This window comes from Pseudorhodobacter sp. (genome assembly GCF_034675685.1).
GTDB lineage: Bacteria > Pseudomonadota > Alphaproteobacteria > Rhodobacterales > Rhodobacteraceae > Pseudorhodobacter.
In genome coordinates this window covers 213413-237677 of the sequence record NZ_JAUCDA010000016.1, presented here as the reverse complement: position 1 = coordinate 237677, position 24265 = coordinate 213413, and the positions used below count along the sequence as shown (strand labels likewise).

The 24265-nt window shown below is 59.6% G+C and carries 22 protein-coding genes and 1 pseudogene; 10 read left to right on the top strand and 13 right to left on the bottom strand.

Annotated elements, in window-relative coordinates:
- Positions 1 to 67 precede the first annotated feature (67 nt).
- Positions 68 to 862, top strand: coding sequence for an SDR family oxidoreductase (locus VDP61_RS12540; protein ID WP_323007216.1), 795 nt, complete (start codon positions 68 to 70; stop codon positions 860 to 862).
- A gap of 9 nt (positions 863 to 871) precedes the next feature.
- Positions 872 to 2386 carry an altronate dehydratase family protein gene (locus VDP61_RS12535; protein ID WP_323007215.1) on the top strand — a complete coding sequence of 505 codons (1515 nt, stop codon included), beginning with the start codon at positions 872 to 874 and terminating at the stop codon, positions 2384 to 2386.
- Positions 2387 to 2404: 18 nt separating this feature from the next.
- Here VDP61_RS12535 and VDP61_RS12530 read toward each other — a convergent pair whose 3' ends face one another.
- From VDP61_RS12530 to panB, 11 genes are all read right to left on the bottom strand, one after another.
- Positions 2405 to 5218: a DUF2339 domain-containing protein gene (locus VDP61_RS12530; RefSeq protein WP_323007214.1), complete on the bottom strand. Its 2814-nt coding sequence runs from the start codon at positions 5216 to 5218 to the stop codon at positions 2405 to 2407.
- 66 nt (positions 5219 to 5284) lie between these two features.
- A complete protein-coding gene (locus VDP61_RS12525) occupies positions 5285 to 5938 on the bottom strand; it encodes a DUF1523 family protein (RefSeq protein WP_323007213.1) in 654 nt (217 codons plus the stop codon).
- A 10-nt stretch (positions 5939 to 5948) separates the two neighbouring features.
- On the bottom strand, positions 5949 to 6215 hold the full coding sequence (locus tag VDP61_RS12520; protein WP_323007212.1) for a hypothetical protein: 267 nt from the start codon (positions 6213 to 6215) through the stop codon (positions 5949 to 5951).
- Positions 6212 to 7573, bottom strand: a complete 1362-nt coding sequence (locus VDP61_RS12515; RefSeq protein WP_323007211.1) for a DUF6638 family protein — start codon at positions 7571 to 7573, stop codon at positions 6212 to 6214. The genes VDP61_RS12520 and VDP61_RS12515 overlap by 4 nt, the downstream gene beginning before the upstream one ends.
- Positions 7570 to 7881 carry a hypothetical protein gene (locus VDP61_RS12510; protein ID WP_323007210.1) on the bottom strand — a complete coding sequence of 104 codons (312 nt, stop codon included), beginning with the start codon at positions 7879 to 7881 and terminating at the stop codon, positions 7570 to 7572. Before VDP61_RS12510 ends, VDP61_RS12515 begins: the two co-directional genes overlap by 4 nt.
- 160 nt (positions 7882 to 8041) lie before the next feature.
- The gene (locus tag VDP61_RS12505; RefSeq protein ID WP_323007209.1) at positions 8042 to 9979 is read right to left on the bottom strand and encodes an ATP-binding protein; all 1938 of its coding nucleotides are present in this window, start codon (positions 9977 to 9979) and stop codon (positions 8042 to 8044) included.
- 24 nt (positions 9980 to 10003) lie between these two features.
- Positions 10004 to 11128: a hypothetical protein gene (locus tag VDP61_RS12500; RefSeq protein ID WP_415233483.1), complete on the bottom strand. Its 1125-nt coding sequence runs from the start codon at positions 11126 to 11128 to the stop codon at positions 10004 to 10006.
- Positions 11125 to 11394 carry a hypothetical protein gene (locus tag VDP61_RS12495; protein WP_323007208.1) on the bottom strand — a complete coding sequence of 90 codons (270 nt, stop codon included), beginning with the start codon at positions 11392 to 11394 and terminating at the stop codon, positions 11125 to 11127. Before VDP61_RS12495 ends, VDP61_RS12500 begins: the two co-directional genes overlap by 4 nt.
- Positions 11369 to 12442: a hypothetical protein gene (locus VDP61_RS12490; protein ID WP_323007207.1), complete on the bottom strand. Its 1074-nt coding sequence runs from the start codon at positions 12440 to 12442 to the stop codon at positions 11369 to 11371. The genes VDP61_RS12495 and VDP61_RS12490 overlap by 26 nt, the downstream gene beginning before the upstream one ends.
- Before the next feature lie 302 nt (positions 12443 to 12744).
- Positions 12745 to 13587 (bottom strand): pantoate--beta-alanine ligase, encoded by an 843-nt coding sequence (gene panC / locus VDP61_RS12485; RefSeq protein WP_323007206.1) that lies wholly within the window; start codon positions 13585 to 13587, stop codon positions 12745 to 12747.
- The gene (gene panB / locus VDP61_RS12480) at positions 13584 to 14423 is read right to left on the bottom strand and encodes a 3-methyl-2-oxobutanoate hydroxymethyltransferase (RefSeq protein WP_323007205.1); all 840 of its coding nucleotides are present in this window, start codon (positions 14421 to 14423) and stop codon (positions 13584 to 13586) included. Before panB ends, panC begins: the two co-directional genes overlap by 4 nt.
- Before the next feature lie 297 nt (positions 14424 to 14720).
- Here panB and VDP61_RS12475 point away from each other — a divergent pair, with 297 nt between their 5' ends.
- Both VDP61_RS12475 and VDP61_RS12470 read left to right on the top strand, forming a co-directional pair.
- Entirely contained in the window at positions 14721 to 15071 is a 351-nt protein-coding gene (locus VDP61_RS12475; protein ID WP_323007204.1) for a cupin domain-containing protein, read from the top strand.
- 13 nt (positions 15072 to 15084) lie between these two features.
- The gene (locus VDP61_RS12470; RefSeq protein WP_323007203.1) at positions 15085 to 15612 is read left to right on the top strand and encodes a YbjN domain-containing protein; all 528 of its coding nucleotides are present in this window, start codon (positions 15085 to 15087) and stop codon (positions 15610 to 15612) included.
- Positions 15613 to 15625: 13 nt separating this feature from the next.
- Here VDP61_RS12470 and VDP61_RS12465 read toward each other — a convergent pair whose 3' ends face one another.
- Positions 15626 to 16441: a L,D-transpeptidase gene (locus VDP61_RS12465; protein WP_323007202.1), complete on the bottom strand. Its 816-nt coding sequence runs from the start codon at positions 16439 to 16441 to the stop codon at positions 15626 to 15628.
- Between the two features lie 383 nt (positions 16442 to 16824).
- Here VDP61_RS12465 and VDP61_RS12460 point away from each other — a divergent pair, with 383 nt between their 5' ends.
- The 3 genes from VDP61_RS12460 (at position 16825) to VDP61_RS12450 (ending at position 20498) form a co-directional block, all read left to right on the top strand.
- Positions 16825 to 17508 carry a CbiX/SirB N-terminal domain-containing protein gene (locus VDP61_RS12460; protein WP_323007201.1) on the top strand — a complete coding sequence of 228 codons (684 nt, stop codon included), beginning with the start codon at positions 16825 to 16827 and terminating at the stop codon, positions 17506 to 17508.
- A gap of 154 nt (positions 17509 to 17662) precedes the next feature.
- Positions 17663 to 18685, top strand: coding sequence for an aspartate-semialdehyde dehydrogenase (locus tag VDP61_RS12455; RefSeq protein ID WP_323007200.1), 1023 nt, complete (start codon positions 17663 to 17665; stop codon positions 18683 to 18685).
- Positions 18686 to 18851: 166 nt separating this feature from the next.
- Positions 18852 to 20498 carry a DUF4139 domain-containing protein gene (locus VDP61_RS12450; protein ID WP_323007199.1) on the top strand — a complete coding sequence of 549 codons (1647 nt, stop codon included), beginning with the start codon at positions 18852 to 18854 and terminating at the stop codon, positions 20496 to 20498.
- A 196-nt stretch (positions 20499 to 20694) separates the two neighbouring features.
- Here VDP61_RS12450 and VDP61_RS12445 read toward each other — a convergent pair.
- A pseudogene (locus VDP61_RS12445) lies at positions 20695 to 21342 on the bottom strand (carbonic anhydrase).
- A 136-nt stretch (positions 21343 to 21478) separates the two neighbouring features.
- Between VDP61_RS12445 and VDP61_RS12440 the strand changes: the two are divergent.
- The 3 genes from VDP61_RS12440 (at position 21479) to VDP61_RS12430 (ending at position 24251) form a co-directional block, all read left to right on the top strand.
- A complete protein-coding gene (locus tag VDP61_RS12440; RefSeq protein WP_323007198.1) occupies positions 21479 to 21871 on the top strand; it encodes a hypothetical protein in 393 nt (130 codons plus the stop codon).
- A gap of 125 nt (positions 21872 to 21996) precedes the next feature.
- Positions 21997 to 23400 (top strand): leucyl aminopeptidase family protein, encoded by a 1404-nt coding sequence (locus VDP61_RS12435; RefSeq protein ID WP_323007197.1) that lies wholly within the window; start codon positions 21997 to 21999, stop codon positions 23398 to 23400.
- Positions 23397 to 24251: an NlpC/P60 family protein gene (locus VDP61_RS12430; protein ID WP_323007196.1), complete on the top strand. Its 855-nt coding sequence runs from the start codon at positions 23397 to 23399 to the stop codon at positions 24249 to 24251. Before VDP61_RS12435 ends, VDP61_RS12430 begins: the two co-directional genes overlap by 4 nt.
- Positions 24252 to 24265: the final 14 nt, after the last annotated feature.

The following is a 24265-nucleotide window of genomic DNA, read 5'->3' as shown; positions in this document are numbered from 1 at the left end:
ACAGAACTGACCGGGGCGGCTTTGCGGCATCTGCCAATGGGCCGCCCCTTTTGCTTTGGAGAACAGCATGGATCTGGGCCTGAAAGACAAGGTTGTAATCGTCACCGGCGGTGGCGCTGGCATTGGCGGCGCCATCAGCCGCGCGCTGGCGCAGGAGGGGGCTGTGCCAGTCATCTTTGCCCGCCGCGCGCCGGATGCGGATTTTTTGGCCGAAATTCAGGCCCTTTCGCCCCGCGCGGGTTGGGTGCAGGTTGAACTGTCACAAGATGATCAGGTGCGCGCCGCAGTGGATACCACCCGCAAGCGGTGGGGCCAGGTTTATGGGCTGGTGAATAACGCGGGCAATAATGATGGTGTGGGCCTTGAGGCGGGGCCAGAGGCGTTCCGTGCCTCGCTTGATAACAACCTCGTGCATTGCTACCTGCTTGCGCATCTTCTGGTGGGTGACCTGAAGGCCGCCAAAGGGGCGATCGTGAATATCTCCTCGAAAACCGCAGTGACGGGCCAAGGCAACACCTCGGCCTATGTCGCCGCCAAAGCGGCACAGCTTGGCCTGACCCGCGAATGGGCGGCGGCCCTTGCAGGTGACGGCGTGCGCGTGAATGCCGTGATCCCCGCCGAGGTGATGACCCCGCTTTACGACCGCTGGCTGAACACGCTGGAGGACCGCGCGGCAAAACTGGCCGAGATTACGGCCCGCATCCCGCTGGAAGGCCGTATGACGCTGGACAGCGAAATCGCCGCAACCACCGTCTTTGCCCTGTCACATAAAGCGGGTCACACCACCGGCCAATGGCTGTTTGTCGATGGCGGTTACACCCATCTGGATCGTTCGCTTTCCACCCTCACCCCCAGCGCATAAAGGTGGCCCATGACCAACCAAACCAGCATCCGCCTGCACCCCGACGATAACATTGACATAGCCTTGGCCGATTTAGGCGTTGGCGAAGCGGCGGCAGATTATACCCTGACCGATGCCGTGAAACGCGGCCACAAGATCGCCAACCAAGCCATTGCAGCGGGCCAGAACATTCTGCGCTATGGCCAAATCATCGGCGCTGCGACCAGTGACATCGCGCAGGGCGCGCATGTGCATGTGCATAACCTTGCCATGGCCGATCATTCCAATGACTATGCCTTTGGAACGCAGGCCACCCCCCTGCCCGCCATAACCGAGACGCGCCATTTTCAGGGCTATCGCCGCGCCGATGGCCAATCGGGTACGCGCAATTATCTGGGCGTGTTGACCTCTGTCAACTGTTCCGGCTCGGTCGCGCGGTTCATCGCCGAACAGGCCGAGAAAACCGACTGGTTCCGCGCGCTCGAAAACGTCGATGGCATCGTGCCGATTGTCCACAGTTCCGGCTGCGGCATGTCGGGGCAGGATGAGGGCTATGACACCCTGTTTCGCACCTTGCAAGGCTATGCCCGCAACCCGAATTTCGCCGGTATCTTGCTGGTCGGCCTTGGCTGTGAGGTGATGCAAATCCCGGATCTGATCGGCAAGATGCGGATGCGTGAGGATGGCAATTTCCGCTATATGACCATTCAGCAAACCGGCGGCACCCGCCGCACGGTGGAACGCGGCGTGGAAATGCTGCGCGAAATGGCCGCCCAGGCCGATGCCTGCCAGCGCGAACCCATCCCGGTTTCCGAACTGGTAATCGGCATGCAATGCGGCGGCTCTGACGGCTATTCGGGCATCACCGCAAACCCTGCCTTGGGTGTGGCCTCGGATCTGTTGGTGCGCCATGGCGGCACCACCATTCTGTCGGAAACATCCGAAATTTATGGCGCCGAACATTTGCTGACCCGCCGCGCCGCCAGCGTGGAAATCGGCCAAAAGCTGATCGACCGCATCCATTGGTGGGAAGATTACACCGCCCGCAACAAGGGCGAGATGAACAACAACCCCAGCCCCGGCAACAAGCGCGGCGGGCTGACCACCATTCTGGAAAAATCGCTGGGGGCAGTTGCCAAGGGCGGCTCTGCCCCGCTGATGGGTGTGTATCTGTTTGCCGAACCCATCACCCAAAAGGGTTTCGTGTTCATGGACAGCCCCGGCTATGACCCCTGTTCGGTCACGGGGCAGGTTGCATCGGGCGCAAACCTGATCGTGTTCACCACCGGGCGCGGCTCGGTTTCGGGCTATAAACCCGTGCCTTGCATCAAGGTCGCCACCAATACCGATATGTTCACCCGGATGGAGGAGGACATGGATATCAACACCGGCGACATCATCGACCGTGACGTGACTTTGGAGGCCAAAGGGGCGGAAATGTTTGAGCTGTTCATCCGCGTTGCTTCGGGTGAGGTCACGAAATCCGAAGCCCTGGGCTTTGGCGGGGCAGAATTTGTGCCATGGCAGATTGGCGCGGTGATGTAGGCCCCAGCGCCACCGCAGTCACGGCTGCGGTGGCTTTGGCCGTGCAGGCGTGGCCCGTTCCCACTGCGCGGTCATTTTCCGGTTAAGCCATGCCAGCGCCACCAGCGACAGGCCCAGCCCCATAAAGGAAAATACCCGGATCAGCCCTGACAGCCCCGACATATCCACCAAAAACACCTTGGCGACCGTCAGCGCCACCCCCGCCATCGCGACCTTGCGCAAAATATCCGACCGTTTGCCAAAGGCAAAGATCAGCAGCACAACCGCAGCGATAAGCATGGCAAGCGTATAGCTGTACAGCTCTGCGTCGGTAAATCCCGGCACCGTCAGATTGCTGCCACGCCACAGACGCCGAATTTCCATGCCGATATAAAGCGAGGCAAAGGCGCTTGACGCCAGAACAAACCCCAGCCGCACCACGCGGCCGAAATGCGCAATCTTCCACGCGGCCACCGCAAACACAGCGGCAAGCGGCAAAAACGCCAGCGCAAGGCTGTCAAAAATCACCGGCCCCTCGACCCGCGCTGTGTGGCGGATAAGCGGGTTGGCGACAAACAGCAGCATCGCCAAAGAGCCAAGCGCCGCCACCCCGTAAGCCCCCGCAATCAAGGCGCGCATGGCCGTCATGAACCGCCCGCCCAGCTTCATCCGGTAAAGCTGATTCAGCGCCAACGCGGCCCAGATCGTCGCCATCAGCCCCACGACCCAGTGGCTATCGCTCGCCGATCTTGGGGCCACGCGCAGCAAGGTTACGGCAAGAAACACACCAAGAATGGTCCAGCACGCGCTTTCCAGCACCAGCGCGGTTTTGGCCCGTTGGCCGCGTGCCAGCCACCACGCCGCAGCCAGCAGCGCAAGCGTGGCAAGGAAGGCAAAAACCACCTCAAAATACGCGATTTCGTAAAACCCGCCGTCATGGTTCCAGCCCAGCGCCCAATCAAACCCCGGCCAGATCACCAGCCGGAAAGTGATGATCGCCACCGCAATCTGGATGAAATAGCCTAGCGGCGGCATGGGCATGCGCCGATCCAGCACGGCAGTCCCAAGCACCATGACCGCCAGCGCCACTGTCAGCGCCGATTTTGTCAGCACAAGGAAGATTGCCAGCGTGATCAACGTCAGCGCGCCCACGGTGAACAGGCCCAAGCGCAAAGGGCGGCCCGGATCTGAGGCATTGGCGGCGGCGCGCCTTGCCAGCAGCACCATAAGCGCGGCCATGGCAATGGCAGCCAGCGCCCAGTTGTAAGCACCAAGCACCGGGCCGGGGACCCAGAGAAATTCAAGGATCAGCACGGTTGCAGGCGCAAATATCGCCGCGCAAAAGGCCCAGAATATGGGGGCCGTTGGCGGGGTATCATCGCCCAGCGCCCATTGCATACGGGCAAACATCAGCAATGTACCCACCGCACCAAGGGCTGTCAGCACCCAGACCGTCAGCGGAATGGGCGTGGCAACCGGGGTCGCCTGCCCCACCAGGGCAGGCAGACCTGCTTGCTGAAAGTCGCGGGACAGCGGGCCGTAGCCGGTGCTTTCCAAGGCGATTACCGCAAGAATGGCGATACCGGGGATCAGCGCGTGGTCGTATAACGCCGGGGCCTCACGCGTCCAAAGGGTGGTGGCGGCCAGCAGCAGCGCAAGCGCAAACAGCCCCAGCCAGACGGTATCCGGTGTTGTCGCCTCAAGGCTGACCATCAGCCCCGCCGCCGTGACCGCAAGCGTGGTGCCAAAGCTCAGCCGAGTGGGAAATTCGGGCCGCAGCTTGCCGCGTGCAAGCAAGCTATCAAGGAACGAGGCCCCCGATTGCCGCGGTATCAACCCGCGTTCGGGGATGGCAAAGGCGGCAAAGGCGGTAACAAGTGCTGCACCAAGAAAATGCAGATCGGCCCCTTTGGCAAAATACAGCAGCCAAGACCCCGCCAGCGTGGCAATCAGCCCCAGCGCCGAAATCCACGCCCAGCGTTTGATCGTATCAATGCCCAGCGCCACCATCGCGACCATGGCCAGATAGTAATGCACCATCCATGAATTGTCCGAATTGCTGCCGGTGATAAACGGGGCAAGCGAGGCCCCCAGCACCCCCACCGCCGCCAGCACCGGGCCATGAAACCAGCCCAGAACCAACGCGACCGCCGACACAATGCCCAAGCCCAGAAAGGTGGTCATCGGCCCGGTCAGATCATACATCGCACGCGCCGCAAATACGGCAACATAAAGCACAACAATGCCCGCACCGGATAGGGTAGAGGGCAGAAACTCGGTCGCCCCCACCGCATCGCCATCTTGCATATCATTGCCCGCGCGGCGGCGAATATACTCGCCCCCCGCAATCAGCGCCGCGCCAAAACCAAGCGCCCCCATGACCCGCCAAAACGGCGTCAACACCCCGTTCTCAATGCCATATTGCACCATGAACACCCCCGCAAGCGCCAAAGACGCCGCCGCAATCGCCAAAACCCAGTTTTCGCGCAGCCAAGCGGTTAGTTTATCGACCAACGCAGGCTTGAATACAAAGGCCTGCGGGGGGATGCCGCCTTGCAGTGCGGCGTCCGAATCCGTGTTTTCCACGTGAGGCGGGGCACTGGGCCACGGCCTCGGCGCGGCCAGTTGCACATCATCCTGTGCGCCAACCGTCGGGGTGGTTTTTACTGCGCCCACAGGGGCATCCGACGGCGGCAAACGTTCCAGATCAGTCTGCAACCGTTGAACCAATCGTTCCAGATCGCGGGTCCTGGATTTCAGCCCGATATGCGAGAAAAACAGGTACGGCACGACCAGAACAATCAGTAGCAAGACGATCGCCCCAAGGCCAATCATAATTGCAAGCTCATCCATAGCCGTCGCCCACCTATTCCAAACACAGCCATGATGGCAAAGACCATCGCTTAAATCAGGGCCACCTTAACGGCGGGGCTTGCCCGTCCATGTCGCCAGCCACGCCTTGAACCGCGCCCAAAGCCCTTCGGCACGGGCGTCAACCTCGTCAAACCTGTCACCAATGCTTTCCAGCGTCGGGTCAATGGTGCGTTCACGAAACTGCGCCCACATCCGCCACAGCATGATCAAAATTCCGGCCAAAACGATAAAGAACAGGATATTGAACCATGGAATAATCCGCACATCGGGGCCCGCCACCTGCTTCACGCTGACAGCATTGGGGTAAATGGTAAAAAATTCATTCCGCCAACCGTAATGCGTCACAGACACCCAAGTCGGATTCGCTTTGTCAGTGGAAATCAGCGCCTGCGATTCCGCCTGAAGGTTTGAACTGTCCAGCTTGAAATAGGGCGGCCAGCCCCAGCCGGTATCTTCATTGCGGTAAACGATAATCTTGCCAGTCGGACGCTCGGCATTGATAAACCGTATGTCGCGGTTGGTGCCCGCCGCAGTGCCAACATCGGGGCTGGCCCAGAAAAACGAGTTTTCCCCGAAATCAATTCGCCGGTTTTCGGTACCAACTATTCGCACAATATCATGCTGCGGCAGCGTGTAATGAAAGAATGAGATCAGCAAGACCGCAATTATCGTGAAAAAGGTCCATTTTACATAGCGCATCGGCATTCCCTCAGGCGAAATTCAACAGATAGATCGCAGCTATCACGGCCAGCGTCGGGATAACATAGACCAGCCAGATCAGTTTCTTGCGCAGGCCCTTTTCATAGGCGGCCATGCCCGCAGCAATAAAGTCATCGCGGTCGCCCGGCCCTTGCTCGGCATCCCATTCCTTTTCCAGCTCTTCACGCTGGGTAGAGCGGGAATAAATCGACAGCAGAAAATACATCACTGTCATGCCCAGAAAACCAAACACGGCAAGTCGGATCATCCCAATCATCGGCGGGCCTTTCGCACGGCGCCCCATGGGCCGACAAGGTCGGTCATGCTGGGTGCGGGTTTGGGTTCTGGTCGCTCTGCCTCATCCATGCCCGGCTCTGCGCCAAACAGGGCGGCCCGCGCGCCCGCCTTATCCACCTGATACTCGCGTTCCAGAAAATCGGCAACATAGCCGCGCTTGCGGTCGGACCAGCGGGCATAGCTGGCGTAGAACAGTTCCTTATGTGTAATGAACATCTGGCGCACATCCAAAGGCGCAAGCTGAGACAGCAGCATATTCACCAGATCACGGTCGGCATGCGGGCGCGAGCGCAGCGTGTAGAAATAGGCCGGATGTTCGGATGTGATACGCGGCCAGTCGCCCCCCCCTTCAACCCAGGCCAGCAGCCGCGCAAGACCAAGGAATTCATCAGGCAGGGCCGCCCCCAACCGCTGCGCGATCTTGCGCAGGTCGTTGCGGGTGGCATGGCCCAGATCAAGGTTCAGCGCATCGCCCGCCTCGACCAGAATGAAATCCATCTTTTGGCGCAGCACGGCGGCACTATCCATGCCGCGCACCTTGACGATAGGTTCCACCAGCCCGTTCCGGTCCAACCAATCGGCAACCCCGTTGCGGTTTGACAGGTCCATCACCTGCGTGATCGGCAGGTCACCCAGACTGGCCTGTGGCAAAACCGAAATCACCGCCGGGGTCTTTGTATCGCGAAACACATAAAGCCCGCCGAAATGCGAGGTCCAGAAATTGCCCTGCTCAAACGTCATCTTGGGCAGCGAAATCGGCACCCGCGTCACATCGCCGGTGCGCTTGGCCAGCCCGATCATTTCCGCAATCAGCACATCGTCGCGCCAGCCGTTCGGTTCATTGCGAAACCGGTCGATCATCTGGCCCAGTTTCGCGGCATCGGCGACATGGCCGCCAATCGTATCAGCCTCTATGGTGATGCGGCGAATATCAAGTAATCTGGCGGGGTTGGAGACTTCATAAACGCTGTTGAACAGCTCGCCGGCCACGGCATCACGGGCGGTCAGGGCAAAAAGCTGGGCCTCATTCGTGTCGATGAACTGGCGCAAAACCCCGCGCGAGGTGGAGAAGGTGACGTTCAGCAGCGGCGCGGTTTTCTGCGCCGTGGTCAGCAAGATAAACTGCCGGTTGCAGCCATTGGGGTTAAGATAGCGATCATCGCCCAGCTCATCACCGATTTCGGGGGAATAGCCGGAAATGTCGATATGAAAATCGGTCAAAGCCGTGCGCTTGCCCGCCAAATGCTCCAAAGCACGGTTATAGCGTTCGATCAAAGAGGGCGAGGACACCTCGACCAGATTGCCGAACATCAGACCTTTTTGGATCAGGCGTTTCATGTGCGTTCCTTAACCTTTGCGGCGCGGCGCCCAAAGGCGAACAGATACCACGGCACCCAGAATATGGCCGAAAACCCCGCCAAGGCCAAGGATTCCCAGAACCGGGGTTTGAACTCGGTCAATTGGTCAGGGTTGGCCGCGAACAACACGACAATCGCCACGATCCCGCAAATGAGCAACCCCATCACCCGCGCATGGGCCGGGCCTTTGTCAAACAGCATCGCGGGGCGAGTGACGAAGGGCACGACGGCGAAGGTGATAAACCCAAACCCCGCAAGGGTAACAGCGGCCAGTATCAAGAAATTCATCCCACCCTCTCGCTTTTGAAACCAGATGCGCTTTCTTTTCGGCACAAATATCCTCGGGGGGTCCGGGGGGCAGAAAGCCCCCCGGCTTTTGGCCGCAAACAGCGGGGGCTGCCCCCACCCGCTTTGGACAGGACAAATTGGCAGGCAAAGTGAACCACCCTCACCGCTTCCCCTCCAAATACCGCCGCTTGGCCTCTTCCTGCCGCCCGAAATCGCGGACCATGTTCGAAATTGCCACCTCATCCGACTTGTCGGCATAGCGGAATTCTGAATCGGCGTAGCGGTTGATTTCTTGCACGACCATATCGACCGTGATCTTTTGCGTCATGCCCCGGATCATCGCCAGCTTTTCGTCATAGCCCTTGAACAAGAACAGGTCCGGCGCTTCCATCCATTCGTCCGGCAGTTCGAAATCCATCGCGCGCACCTTGACCGCGTCGGTGATGTTCTTGATCGCGCGGCCGGTGAACCGCGGGTCGGCCTCTTGGATCGCTTTCAGATAGGTGCCGAGTTTGGCGATGGTATCGAGCGTTCCAATATCGCGCGACACCCGGTCCCAGACCTGCAAAAGGCCGTCTTCATGTGGGCGGGCGTGGCCTTCAAAGCTGGCGGCGACGGCGCGTTTCATTTCCTGGGCGGCGAACAACTCATGCGCGCCCAAGGGGATGTCGTGGTTCTTGCCCATCAGCAGCGCCAGAATATCAATGTAATCCTCGCGGCTTTGCGGCCCATCAACCAAGAACCGCGCCCCGGCCCGCTGGCGCAGGGCATCATCCACATTCTCGGGGTAATTGGAAAACATGCCAAAGGTGCAATTGCCGCGCACGACGGTATTGGCCCCGGCAAAAGCCTCCATGAACACTGCCGTCACCTCTTGCTGGCCCGCCGAGGATTGCTTGTCGCCGCGTTTGCCAGCGATCTGGTCAATATCATCAATGGTGCCGAAACCGATCACGGCGGGGTCCAGCACATTGGTGATAAAGGCCTTGGCGTTTTGCCCCGATTTGCCCTGATAGCTGTCGATCTGATCAATCGAGAAATTCTGATAGCGGAACGGATAGCCCGCCACCTTGCAGTACTCATTCAATAACCCCGCCATCATCTGGATCAGCGTGGTTTTCCCCGTACCCGGCGCGCCATCGCCCATGAAGGTAAAGATAAACCCACCCATTTCGGCAAAGGGGTTCAGCTTGCGTTCAAAATCATAGGCCATCAGCATTTTCGCCAAACGCAGGCTTTGGTATTTCGCGATATGATTTCCGACCACCTCATTCGGCTTTTTGAAGGTCATGGTCAGCGCGGTGCCGCGTGCCGCCAGCGCAGGCTTGAAGCCTGCAATCGTCAGCTTATCCGCCTCTACCCGCCAACTTGAGGCAATGAAGCCGGACAGGCGCGGTGCCTCTTGCCCCCGCAGCGCGACCTTTGCCATCACCTGCTCGGCATAGGCCAGAGTGGTGGCGACAAGGCTTGCATCATCATTGGCATGGGCGGCGATGGCCTGATCCAGCTCCCACAGCGCGCCATGCAAGGCAAGGGGGGCGTTGTCGGTCAGTACCTCCTCGACCGGGCCAATTTCAACGGTGCGTTCCGTGGCATGGGGGGCCAGCAGAAAGGCGGTGGCATTGCCGAAAGTATACAGAACCGCCAGCGCCTCGGCGGTCAAAAGCTCGGTAAACTCAGGCTTGCGGTCACCCGGCAAGCGGCCTTCAAGATTGGCCTTTTTCAGCTCCACCAGCGGCGTCTGGCGGGCATATTCCGCGCCCACAGCCAAGGCGATCGCCAAAGCCCGGCGCAACGCCTGCGCCACCGTGGCCTGAAGCGGCGAAGTCAGCGGGTCGTCTTCATCCTTTTCCGCGATCCGATCAAGCAGGCGGATACCTTCGGGACGGGCGGTGGACCGGGTGACAAGGCCGGGGGTGGTAGACCGAAACCGCCGCGCCCCCACCGCCACACCCGGCGATTTTTCGGGGGCAATGGTGGCATAGCGCGCGGTGCCGATGCGCGGGGTATGATCGACCCCCATCAGCATTTCGGTTGCGGCCACATAGTGCGATTTGATATCGGCTTCGCGCAGTTCCATCGTGTCGCGTGTCGTCATGGAAAATTCCTTATCGTTAAATGCCTAGCGCTGCGGCACCACGCGGCCAGCCGCACTTACAACAAATTTGCGGATATCGGCAAAGCCGGGCGGCTGCTTTTCGGCCAGCGCCTGATAGGGGCGTTCGGGCATGACCAACATGCGAGTCATCGCAGTGGCCCCGATATCGGCAAGGCTGGGGCCGCCAAACGGGCCAGAGGCGAAAATCTGCCGCTCGGCGCTGGAAAACCAGCCGGTTTTCACGGTTTCCTCACGTTCGGCCAGCAAATCCTCTACCGTCCAGACCAGCGCCCAATCCTGCGCGGCTTCGGATTTCACATCGGCCAGCACCTCGGCAATCGGGCCGGTTTGCAGCGTAAAGCTGTTGGAATACATCGGGCCAAGGTGAATACGGCGCAGGCGTTTGGGGTGCAGATCATCGAAATCGGTATCAAACCCTTTGGCGATGGTTACCAGCTTCAGCCCGTCAAAACTTTGCGCCATCAGATGCGCCTGCACCTGCGGCCAGCGCCGGTTGTCACGCGGCAGCGGGGTTTTACCGCTATCCTCAAGGTTCATCAGATAGATAACGGGCAGGTTGGTCTGGGTGTCATAGACCGCCCAATGCAGCAACCACGACCTGCGGTCCAGCGTCTCGCCCAGCCATTGCAGATCGGCATCATTGCGCGCCCAAAACGGCGCCCCGCCCCGCAGGCTTTCATAATAAAGCCGCTGTGACATGGTGAATTGCAGCTTGGTGGGAATGGCGCGCTCACCCACGATCTGCCGGATCATCGCGTCTTTCAGTTCAGTATCCGTGGGCAGTTGCGCAAGATGGCGATCAGCCTGCTGCGCGTCATTCGCCATCACCAGCAATTCCTGCGCCACCGGAAAGCCGGATTCGTGGCGATCAAAGGTCAGCTTGCCGGGCAAGGGGCCATCAACCCGGCCTGTCATCAGATATTTATAGCCAAGCGCCTGAAACGTCAGGTTCAGCCGCTGCACATAGATGCCGATAATCCGCGCCTCAACCTTGGTCAGATTGCCCTCGTCCTCCAATTCCGCGGCAACCCGGCCCAGATGGCCGGTAATCTTGTCAAACTGGTCAAAATAGCGCCGGACAATAGCGGTATCATACAGCTCTGCGTGATCGTCGGTCAGCGTGTTCACGGCTTTTCTTTCCTGTTGCGGCGAAAATAGACGCCGATAGCGCTCATTCCGACAAAGACGGCCAATGCGGCGACGTGGCCAAGGCCGGGGGCCACGGCAAAGCCCCCAGTCACCGCCGCAAGATAAAGCGCCCCCATGCCAGCCATAACCACAACCCAAACCGACCAGCGGTCGCCCGCGCCAAAGAACATGATATACATGACGTTCAGCGCGCGCAGCATGGCCCGCCACAGCCGCATCTCAGCCGCCGTATTGGTTCTTGTCATGCTTTTCCACGATGCTCGCAAAGCGGCGGGCAAAGCGTTCATCGGCCTTGGCTTTGGCCTCCAGCACCTTGCGGGCAAAGACCATATGGTCTTCGTGCGCCTCCATCATATCGGCCATGCGGTTGTTTGTGGCAGTGCCAATCGCGGCCATCGCGGCCTGCGCCTCTTGGTCGGTTTTCACGCCAATCTCATTGATGCGATGCGCCACATCCTGCTGCTGCGCGGTTTTCAAGCTGGAAGTCAGCGCGTCATACAAAACCACCCGCTGTTTGGTATCGGTTTGCAGCTTGTTGATCAACACCATCTGGGTCGCCGCCTGGTTTTGCAGGCTGTCCATCCAGGTCTTGCCCTTTTCAATATACCGTTCCAGCGTTTGCGATTTGGCCAGATCGACCTGCTCTTGTTGCACCAGCGCGTTATAGCGGGTGTTCAACGCGGCCAACTCACTTTCAAGCTTGGTGCGTTTGGCGGCGTCTTGCTCCACGCTGATCTTGTTTTCCAAGCCGATAATCGTCGGGTCCATCGCCGCAATCTCGGCGCGTGTGCTTTCAAGGCTGCCCACCGTCGCTTCGCGTTCGTCCAGCGTGCTGGTCAGGTTGTTCTCCACGCTGGTTTTCTGCGCGTTCAGCATATCCAACTGGCCCTGAAGCAGCCTGACGATAATATCGGACTTGGCAATCAAATCTTGCAACTTGTCGTCAATCGAGGCCGTGCGCATGCGTTCTTGCCGCAAGGATTCCGCCTTGGCGTTGGAAAAGATGCCGATAAAACTTTCCATTCCGGTCTTGCTGCGCATTTCATCAAAATCACGGCTGAATCCGGCGGTCACATCATCCAGCCCCATGATCAGATCGGCGATATTGGCGTTCATCAGATCGGTATGCTGATGCACATCATCCAGCGTGGCATTTTCCACATCAATCGCCGCCTCGCCCGCCTCCAGCTTGGCACGCGCAGTTTCAATCCGGCTGGTGATTTCCGTGATTTTAACCTGCGCTTTTGCCACTTGTTCCTGGCTTTCGCGGATCTTGTTGTCGAAATCTGCCATGCTGCTCTCCGATATAAATACCTGTAAAGAATGGGTGAGGGGTATGGCATATACCAGCCCCCACCGCGAAAATTGTCTACGCGGATTTGCCCCACGATCGCAGATAAATTGCGCCAGAGGCGCGGGAAATGCAAGTTTCCAAAGCGATTTGCCAAGCGAATGAATCGACAGCGTCCGCCCCCTGCCCGACCCGCTTTCGCGATTGATACGCCCTTCCGCCTGATTTCATCCTGGTAAAAATACCTTGGGGGTGAATGGCCCCCAAGGCCCAGAAAGGGCGGCGGCGGCCCCGCGCCACTGCCTTAAACCGCGATATTGTCGATCATGCGAACACCGCCGATTCGCGCCGCCGCCAGCATCCGCGCCGGGGCTTCCAGCCTGGATACCCGTTCCAGCATCGCCGCCGATCGCAGCTCAATATATTCCACCTCTTCAAAACCAGCGGCAAGTACCTCGGCGCGGGCCGCCTTCATGGCTTTGGAAATGGCCATCCCACCGCGAATGGCGGTCGCGGCAGTCTGCATGGCTGCATAAAGCGCGGGGGCCTTGGTCCGTGCATCTGCTGTCAGGCGGGCATTGCGCGATGACATGGCAAGCCCGTCAGCCTCGCGGATTGTCTCACAGCCGATCACCGTCACGGCCAAATTCAAATCGGCTGCCATCCGGCGAACCACCTGCAACTGTTGCCAATCCTTTTGGCCAAAATAACCACGATCAGCCTGCGTGATGCCAAACAGTTTTGCCACAACCGTCGCCACCCCATCAAAATGACCGGGGCGGTGCGCACCTTCCAGCGGGCCGGACACGCCTTTGACCGAAACCTTGGTGGAAAAGCCGTGCGGATAGATTTCGGTCGGGGCCGGCACAAACACGACATCAACGCCCAAAGGGGCCAAAACTGCCCGATCCGCCATTTCGGTCCGCGGATATTTCGACAGGTCTTCCAGATTGTTGAACTGCTTGGGGTTGACGAAAATCGTCACGATCACGCGCTGACAGTCGGCCTGCGCGGCCCGCACCAGGCTTAGATGCCCCTCATGCAGCGCGCCCATGGTTGGCACCACGCCCACAACATCGCCCGCCGCTTTCCAGCCCGCCACCACGGCCCGCAGCTCTGCAATCTCGCGCAAGACCAAAGGCGTCATTTCTTGGCACCCTTGGGGGGCAATTCGTCGGCAAAGGAATGTTCGGGGGCCGGAAAGGCGCGGCTGCGCACCTCGGCGGCGTAATCGGCAATCGCGTCGGAGGCAGCCGCACCCAGATTGGCATAGCGTTTGACGAATTTCGGGCGAAAGTCGGTGAACTGCCCCAGCATATCGTCAATCACCAAGATCTGCCCGTCACAGCCCACCCCTGCGCCGATCCCGATTGTGGGAATGGTCAGCGCCTGCGTGATCCGCTGCGACAGCCCCGCGGGCGTCTTTTCCAGCACGACCGAAAATGCCCCCGCAGCCTGCACCGCCTCGGCATCGGCCATGACACGCGCGCCTTCATCGGCGCGGCCCACCACCTTATAGCCGCCCAACGTGTTCACCGATTGCGGCGTAAGGCCGATATGCGCCATTACCGGCACGCCGCGCGCGGTTAAAAACGCAATCGTATCAGCCATATGCACGCCGCCTTCCAGCTTTACCGCTGGCGCGCCGGTTGCCGCCATCAAGCGGCTGGCGTTGCGAAAGGCCTGGGCGGGGCCTTCCTCATAGCTGCCAAAGGGCATGTCGATTACCGGCATGGCACGGGTGACCCCGCGCATCACCGCCTGGCCATGTGCGATCATCATCTCCATCGTCACCCCAAGCGTCGATGGCAGGCCATAAAGCACCATCCCCAGACTGTCGCCCACCAAAACCACATCACAATGCGGATCAACAAGCCGTGCAACCGGCGTGGTGTATGCCGTCAGGCAGACCAGCGGGCTGCCCCCCTTGCGGGCCAGAATATCGACCGGCAGGGTCGGACGTACAGGTGCACTCGCGCTCATGTTTCTCTTGTACTCCCTCAAGAGGAATGTTTCCCCCTTATACCGCCCCGCCCCATGCCGCACCAGCAAGAAACTTGCGCGGCCCTGTGGCGCGCCCGCTTTGACCTTGACCTTATGCCGGCAAAAGCGTTGAAATCATGGACTAAAGCGATTTGCGCTTGATCCAGCGCGGAAATTCAGACGCATAATGAAGCCAAGACCAAATATTTGCCCGCCTTGGTTTGCACCCGATCTCTGCCGGATCAAGGCGGCGAACCGATTTAGCCCCACCCCAAGACCAAAAGAATGGACCCGATGATGCCCCAGCCCCCCCTGCTTTTCCCCGTGTCATGCGATGGCATAGCACCCGAAACCGAACGCCCCGACGCCGACAGGTTGCTGGCAGGCGACCCGGTGCATACCACCTGGAACCTGGAGGATAGCGCCGGGCTTTACTGCGGCATCTGGAAATCCACGCCCGGCAAGTGGAAAGTATCTTATACCGAGTGGGAATATATCCGCATCCTGGAAGGGGTTTCTGTGCTGACTGATGCCCAAGGCAACGCCACCACCCTGCGCAGCGGTGATAGCTGGATCATCCGGCCGGGGTTCAGCGGCACCTGGGAAGTGCTGGAAACCACCATCAAAGACTATGTGATCCGGGTGTAAAGCGGGCGTTTTGATGAAACTCGCAATCCCCCTGCTGGCAGCGCTTTGGCTTGGGGCCGCTGCCGCTTTGGCGCAGCCCGCGACCATCACGGCAAAGGCACCACAGGCCATGGCCGAGGCGATGCAAAACCTGGGCTATCGCGCCGAATTGACCACCAATAGCGATGGCGCTCCGCTGATCCATTCTGCGGCAAGCGGCCTGCAATTCGGTGTCTATTTCTTTGGCTGCGAGGCGGGGGCGAATTGCACCACGGTACAATTCTACATGTGGCTGGAACTGGAACAACAGGTCAGCCTGAGTGTTTTGAATGAGTGGAACCGCACAAAACGGTTTGGTACCGCTGTGCGGGGGGCTGATGGGCAACCTTATCTGAAAATGGATCTGAATCTGGATTTCGGCGGAATTACCATACCCGCGTTTGAAGACAATCTGGCGCTTTGGGAGCGTCTGATGGCAGATTTCTCCAACAAGCTCGGCTTTAACAGCGATGCGCCCCCAAAAGAAACGGCCCCGAAACAGGGGCCGCTGCAAGAATTGTAGGGGCAATCGCCGTTTACAGCGGCACGTTGCCCGCATCAACAGGAGAGACGCCGGCGGCATCATCGAACACCGGCAACGGGTCATTTGCGATGGCCTCGTCGCTGTAAATCGTTTCCGGGTCAACACGCTGTGCCGGCACTTCTATGCCACGGTTGAAGTTTTCAGGGTCGACGCGCAGCGACTCGGCCTCGGATCGCACATGCACACGGGTGCCCGTTGGCACCATTTCATAAAGCGCGATGATATCTTGGTTGAACATGCGGATACAGCCAGCCGAGCTGGAGTTGCCAACCGAATCCAGCGCGTTGGTGCCGTGAATGCGGTAGTAGGTATCGCGCCCGCCCTTGTACAGATACAGCGCCCGCGCCCCCAGGGGGCTGCGCAATCCGCCGCGAATACCGCGGGCAAAGGGCCCGTAAATCTCTGGTTCGGTCCGCAGCATGTTCTTCGTTGGCGTCCAGCCCGGCCATTTCTTCTTGACCTGAATGGTGCCCCCCCCTGAAAAGCTGCGCCCCGCGCGCCCTGCCCCGATCGGGAAGCGCACGGAATTTGACCCTTCGCGCACGAAATAAAGGAATTTGGCGTAGGGGTCGACATCAATCGTGCCTGCGGGCTGCTCACCCAGATAGGTGCCGGTAATCCGGCGGTTCACGCCTTGCAGGTATTCGCTGGGAATACCGGGCAGGTTATAGCCGCTATCAAAAATCGGGCCATAGCCTTCGATAAATCCGGCACTCGGGGTCGGGACGTGCGGTGCCGCACAGGCGCCAAGAATGGCCGAGCCTGACAGAGATAGGAAAACACGGCGGTTTAGGGGGGCGTTGATCACAATGCGCTCGCTTCGTTAATAAGATTGTCGCACAAGCGCCACGTCTGAGGCGCAAGGTCAAGGTTTTCAACTGTGGTAACGCAGAAAACCCGAAAAAGTTGCAGTTCAGGGCCAAATTTTCGTGAACAGCTTGGGTTTGGGCGCGCCAACCAAACAACCAGATCACAAAGACGTGACAAGAGGCGGCAAAGGCACCCGCACCGAAACGCGAAATTTCGGCGCAAACAGAATCATTCCCCGCTTTATCTGCGCAAAGGCCCTGCCTCGCTACCACGCCACGACATTGGCGGCAGGCGCAGCGCAAATGCAAGCCTGACAGGGGGAACGGCTGGTGAAACGCACAAAAAGCCTTTAGGGCTTATCTTGCAAAAAGAGGGTGTCAAATGCACGAAAAAGAGGCGATTTTGGTAGCCCACGGGGCACCTGCCAACCCAGTTCCGCAAGAACAGACGATGCAGGCGCTGGCCGTCCGCGTGGCGATGTGGTTGCCGGGGTGGCGGATCAGGGGCGCGACGCTGGCCCAGCCCAATGCGTTGGAGGCGGCCTTGGCGGCGCTGAAGGCCCCCTTGATCTATCCCTTTTTCATGGCCGAGGGCTGGTTCACCCGAACCAACCTGCCGCGCCGGCTTGCAGCAGCAAACAGCGCCGCGTTGACACAGCTTGCGCCCTTTGGGACCGACCCGGCCTTGCCCGATCTTATGGCCCAAGAGGCCAGAAAGGCCGGGGCCGATGCCGGTTTGTTGATCGCAGCCCATGGCAGCAAGGTTTCCAAGACCTCCTCGGACACGACATATCAGATGGTCGAATCCCTGAAAGCCCGCGGCTTTGCCCAAGTGCGGGCCGGTTTTGTTGAGGAAGCCCCGTTTCTGGCCGATGTAGCCCAGGATATGAGAGGCGGCACTTGCCTGCCGTTCTTTGCCCTCAGGGCCAGCCATGTCGTTCAGGATGTGCCCGAAGCCTTGAAAGAGGCCGGGTTTCAAGGCCCCCTTTTGCCCCCGATCGGAGAGGCGGGCAGCGTTGCAAAACTGATCGCAGCAGCTTTGGAGCGCGCAGTCAGGGCGCCCTGACTGGGCGCACTGGCTGGGCGCACTGGCTGGGCCAATGCCAGCCTGCATCCGTTGTCTTCATTTCGTGGTTATATTTCGCAAGTGCGGCGCTGAGGGCCTTTCCCCCGCGCCCCCTTTGCGCTAAGGCGCGGTGACCGCACAAATGGAGGCCATGATGGGTTATAGAGTCGCTATCGTTGGGGCCACGGGCAACGTGGGCCGCGAAATTCTGAACATTCTCGCAGAGCGCGAGTTTCCGGTAGATGAGATTGTGGCGCTGGCGTCGCGTAAATCCATGGGTACCGAGATCAGTTTTGGTGACAAGACCCTGAAATGCAAAGACCTTGAAACCTTTGATTTCACCGGCTGGGATATTGCACTGTTTGCCGTCGGGTCGGAAGCGACCAAGATTTATGCGCCAAAGGCTGCGGCCTCGGGCTGTGTGGTGATCGACAATTCCAGCCTGTATCGCTATGATCCGGACGTGCCGTTGATCGTGCCAGAGGTGAATGCCGATGCGGTGGTGGGCTATACCAAGAAAATGATCATCGCGAACCCGAACTGCTCAACCGCGCAAATGGTTGTGGCACTGAAGCCTTTGCACGACCGCGCAAGGATCAAGCGTGTGGTGGTTTCCACCTATCAATCGGTTTCCGGTGCCGGAAAAGAAGGCATTGACGAGCTTTGGGACCAGACCAAAAGCATCTATAACCCGACCGACGACAAGCCCGCCAAAAAGTTCACAAAGCAGATCGCGTTCAACGTGATTCCGCATATTGACGTTTTCCTGGACGACGGCTCGACCAAGGAAGAGTGGAAGATGGTCGCCGAAACCAAAAAGATTCTGGACAAGAACATCAAGGTTACCGCCACCTGCGTACGCGTGCCCGTGTTTGTCGGCCATTCGGAATCGATCAACATCGAGTTTGAAGAGTTTCTGGACGAGCAAGAAGCCCGTGATATCTTGCGCGAAGCGCCCGGCATCATGGTGATAGACAAGCGCGAAGACGGTGGCTATGTGACGCCGGTTGAATGTGTCGGCGATTACGCGACCTTTATCAGCCGCATCCGGCAAGATAGCACGGTTGATAACGGCATCAGCCTGTGGTGCGTGTCTGACAACCTGCGCAAAGGGGCTGCATTGAACGCGGTGCAAATTGCCGAAGTGCTGGGCCAGCGGTGTTTGAAAAAGGGCTGATTCAGCGGGCTCTGGGCGGTTTATCGCCACTTTATGCCCGGCCATAATCCGGCACAGCAAAGAACACTCGTTTTCGGACGGGTGTTTTTTTATGCTTTGGGCATAGGCGCTTGCCTTCTGTTTTGGGCGGGCTACGATTGATCATCTTTACCAGATTGGAGTAACAATGCGTTTTCTATTAGGATTCATGCTGGTGGTTGCGGCACCGTTGCAGGCGGAAACCATTGTCGCACAAAGCAAGATTACCGCCGTGACGGTCTATCCGCAGGGGGCACGGCTGACACGCGAGGTGGCGTTTACAGCGCCTGCGGGCATGCATGACCTGCTGGTCACAGACTTGCCGCAAGCAACCGACCCGCAAACCCTGCGGATTGCGCCTTCAGAAGGGGTGAAAATCGGGGCCTACAGCCTGCGAACAGACCGCCTGCCCCCCCGCGCCGCTGCAAAGTCGGCGGATCAGATCGCAGCGGAGGCGGCCTTGGAAGCCGCCACCGCAGTGGCAATCTCGGCGCAATTGGCCTTGGACGGCGTAACGGCGCGGATCACTGCCGCCAATGCGCAGATTGCCTATCTGGGGCGGCTGGGGGCAACGGATGCCAAGGCCGAGACAGAGGTCTTGCAAAGCACCGCGCGGATGATCGGGGCCGAGGTGCTTGCTGCCGCGCAGACGGCACTTGCCGCGCGGGCAGATTTGCCAGCCGCACAAAAGGCGCTAAAGGCCGCAGACGAGGCGCAGCAGGACGCGCAAGCAGCGCTAGAGGCGCTGTCGCGCCCGGACAAGGATTATGCGGCCTTGTCGCTGGCGCTGTCGCTGGCGGCACCGGGGCCTGGGGTGATAGAGCTTACGCAGTTCGTCGACGCGGCCACATGGTCGCCGCTGTATGATATCGCTTTGGACCGCGCTGCGGGGCAGGTGGTGATTGATCGCGCCTTGCTGGTGTCACAAGACACGGGCGAGGATTGGGCGGGCGTTGCGCTGACGCTTTCAACCGCACAACCCGGCAACAGGCCTGACCCCACAACGCTGTGGCCCGACCTGCACCGGATCTATGACCCTGCCGAGCGCAGCGAAAAATCCGTCGGCAGATTTGCCTCGCCCGCGCCGATGGCCGAAGCGGATATGGCTGTCGGCGGCATGGCAGAGCCGGTAATGGAGCCTGCGCTGATGACAAGCGCGGCGTTTCAGGGTGATATTGTGGTTTACGCCTACCCGAACCCGGTAGATATTGCCGATGGGGTCGAAAACCTGCGGCTGGCGCTTGATCAGATTGCCGTACCCGCCTCCTCCAAGGCCCAAGCCATTCCGCGCTATGATGCGACGGCATTCATGATGGCAGAATTCAGCAATAACAGCGGCCAGATTTTGCTGCCCGGCCCGGCAACCTTGACCCGCGACGGCGCAATGATTGGGCAAACACAGTTGGAAGCCATCGCGCCGGGGGCCAAGACAACCTTGGGCTTTGGCGCCATCGAAGGGTTGCGGTTAAAGCGCAGCATGCCTTCACGGGCCGAAGGCGACCGCGGTGTTTTCTCAAAATCCAACCAGATTGAGGAAACCGCCGTGCTTTCAGTTGAAAACCTGACGGATGAGGCCTGGCCGGTGCGGATTCTGGAAGTGATTCCACATTCCGAGCAAGAAGATCTTGTCATTACTTTCGTCGCCGTCCCGCCCGTGACCGAACAAGACACCGATGACAAGCGCGGCGTATTGGCCTGGGATCTGACTGTGCCAGCGGGGCAGACGCAAGACATCACGCTTTCCACCCGTGAAAGCTGGCCAGAGGGCAAAGAACTGAACGCTCCGCGCTATTGAAACGTGTTGCATAGGGTGGGCGAACCCCCACCCTAAAGCGTTTCGCCTTAAGGCTCGTTTACATATCTCTGCCTGACATCAAAGATTTAACCGCGGCCTGCGATGGGCTGTGTTTCACGTCAAAGTCGAAATGCCTGATTGGCGAATCGTATCGGGCCCCGCCTTGGCACACCGCCAAAGCGGGGCGATACGATGCTCAGACCGTGACAAAAACGTTCTTGACCGGGTCATATTGTTCCAGCCCGCCCTCACCGACATCGGTCCAGAGTCCGTGCAGGGTAAGGCGATCATCCTCGACAGCAGTTTTGACAAAGGGGAAGGTCATCAGGTTTTCCAGACTGACCAGCACCGCCTCTTTTTCCAGCGCCCGTGCGCGCTGGCTTTCCTCTATATGCGCAACGCGCTCATATCCGGGGCGCAGGATATCCATCCAGCGGCCCACGAAGCTGGTGCTTTCCAGCAGTTCCGGCGCATTGCCCGAACACATGTCATGGCAGCCCTAAATCCCCCCGCAATTGGAGTGACCAAGTACCACGATATGCGCAACGCCCAAGGCCTTGACTGCATATTCCACCGTGGCCGAGGTGCCGTGGTTCTTGCCATCGGGCGTATAGGGCGGCACAAGATTGGCGATGTTGCGGTGGATGAAAAACTCGCCCTCATCCGCGCCGAAAATCGAGGTCACATGCACGCGACTGTCACAGCACGAAATCACCATCGCGCGGGGGTGCTGCCCCGACTCTGCCAGCCGACGATACCAGGCTTTGTTGTCGGCATAGGCCGTGGCTTTCCAGCCATGAAAGCGCTGGATCAGATAGGCGGGCAGCAATTTGGCGTTGTGCATCTTTGGCTCCTGCGTTGCGTTCCCGCTTACTAAGCTGTGTTTTCGGAAAATTCGAGAGGTTTCATGGGCGCGCAGCAACCTTTTCTTCAACACCTTTGGACATTCTGACCCTGGGTGAATGGAATGTGAGGGTGCGATGACAACCATGACTGCAACAATAATGGAATTTCGACCAAAAGACAGGATTTATCAGGATGCCGAGCCGATCGCACTGATTTACCGATCAATGGGCACGCATGCCGCCGAAGAGGTGGTGAGCCGCGCACTGGGCGAGTTGGCGCTGACAATGTCGGGCATCGCGCAACAGCTGCACGGGCGCAACATGCTGGACATTGCGCGCCAGTTGCGACGATTGGAACGGATGTCGGTGCAATTGGGATTGGTCAGCCTTGGCACCGTCTCCAAAGATGCGCAGGCCTGTCTGGATGGCGATGATCTGACGGCGTTTTCTGCGGTTTGGGCCCGGTTGGTGCGGGTGGCAGAAGCATCCTTGGCGACAGAAAAGGGGGCCTTGGACCAGCATCTTTAGCGGCTTTGCCAAGGCGGGCGTTGCCCAGGGTGAAAAAAACCTGTGTCGCCTGTGATTTATGGGTTTAAGGCGCAGCGCAAAACCGCTTAGGGTTCATTCAATTGCTTTTGAGTGGAGTTCTCTGCATGCCCGAATTTGCCCCTGCCGCAGGCCCATCGCGCCCGCTTTACATTGTTGCCGAGCCGGATTTGCAGGCCTGGCTTGCGACGCAGCCCGCCTCGGTGTGTGCTTGGGTAAACGCTTCGGGCTTTACCGCAGCTTTAGGCGCGGTGCTTTTGCTGCCCGATGGGGCGGGGCAGGCCGTGGCAGCGGTCGTTGGCTATGGAACCGCATCCGCACGCAAGCGCAGCCGGTTTGGCGTGGCCCCGGCGGCAACCGCGCTACCTGCCGGCGATTGGCATTATGAGACGAGCCTAAGCGGGGACGCGCTGAATGAGGCGGTTCTGGCGTGGCTATTTGCGCAATACCGCTTTGACACCTATCGCCCCGGCAAGGCCGCAGCGGCGCTGCCCAGGCTGAAAGCACCGCAGGGCGTTGATACCACGCGCCTTTTGGCCATGGCCGAAGGTGAATGCCTGACGCGTGATCTGATCAACACCCCGGCATCCGATATGGGCCCCGAACAGCTGGAGCAGGCCTTTTTCCGATTGGCACAGCGTCATGGCGCGACCGCAAGCGTCACGCGCGGTGATGATTTGTTGACGCGAGGGTTTCCGATGATCCACGCGGTTGGTCGCGCGTCGGCCCGTGCGCCGCGCCTGCTGGATATGCAATGGGGTGACGCGGGGCCGCAATTGGTGCTTGTGGGCAAGGGGGTTTGCTTTGACAGTGGCGGGCTTGATATCAAGCCTGCTGCGGGCATGTTGTTGATGAAAAAGGATATGGGCGGGGCGGCCACGGTAATGGGCCTTGCACATATGATCATGGAACTGGGGTTGAAGCTGCGGCTGCGCGTGCTGGTGCCGGCGGTGGAAAACGCAATTTCAGGCTCTGCCATGCGGCCGCGCGATATTCTGACCTCACGCAAGGGGCTGACGGTAGAGGTGAACAACACCGATGCCGAGGGGCGGCTGATACTGGCCGATGCGTTGGCGCTGGCCGATGAGGCCCAAGGCGCGGACAAGGCCGATCTGGTCATTTCGATGGCCACGCTGACGGGGTCGGCGCGGGTCGCGGTCGGGCCGGATCTGGCACCGTTTTTCACCGATGACAACGGGTTCGCGGCTGCGCTGTCACAGGCGGGCATGCAAATGTGCGACCCGGTTTGGCGCTTGCCCTTGTGGCCGGGGTATGAGGAAATGATCGAGCCGGGGATTGCCGATCTGGACAATGCGCCTGCGGGTGGGTTTGCCGGGTCTACAACAGCCGCGCTGTTCTTGCGGCGGTTTGTTGATAACCCGGCCTATGTGCATTTCGATATTTACGGCCACCAACCCAGTGCCGCACCCGCACGGCCAAAGGGCGGCGTCGGTCAGGGGGCGCGGGCGATACTGGCGGCGCTGCCACAGATGTTGGGGGTCGATCTATGACCGACATCCCCCAAAACACGGGCCAACACACTGACCGTCGCCTGCATTTTGCCAATCACCGGGTGGCGCATATCTCGCTGCAGGGGCAGCTGAAATCACCGGCCTATGCCGATGCGACCCCGCTTGAAATTACCGTGCCGCTGGCCGATTTGCTGCGGGTTCCCGGTGGGTCGCGTGAACGGCAATTGCTGCTGGGCGACGGGTTCGAGGTAATCGAGCGCCGTGAGGGTTTCAGCTTTGGCCGCAGCACCAAGGATGGCTATTGCGGCTATCTGCCCGATACTGCCCTGTGCAAGCCGACCAAGGTCAGCCATTGGGTCGCCGCCCCCGCCAGCCACCTGTATTCCGAACCCCGCGCCGAAGCGCCCAAATCGGTTGGCATCAGTTTTGGCAGCCGATTGCGCGTCTTGGGCCAGACCGACAATTTTGCCGAAACCCCGCATGGCTTTGTCCCTGCCAGCCATTTGCAGATGTTGGGCCGCTGGTATGGCGACCCGGTCGAGGTGGCGGGGCTATTTCTGGGCACCCCCTATCTTTGGGGCGGAAATAGCCATTCAGGGGTAGATTGTTCGGGGCTCATACAGCTTTCGCTTTTGGCCTGCGGGCTGGCCTGCCCCGCCGATAGCGACATGCAGCAGGCGTTGGGCCGTGACCTGACGGAAGCCGAGACGTTGCAACGTGGCGACCTGCTGTTTTGGAAAGGCCATGTCGCGATGATGGTGGATGACACCTTGATGATTCATGCAACAGGCGCGTTTATGGCCACGGTAATAGAGCCCGCAACCGAGGCGATCGCGCGCATACGCGACACGTCCGGCAAAGACGTTATTGCACGGCGGCGGTTGCAGTAAAGCAGTGCCAAGGG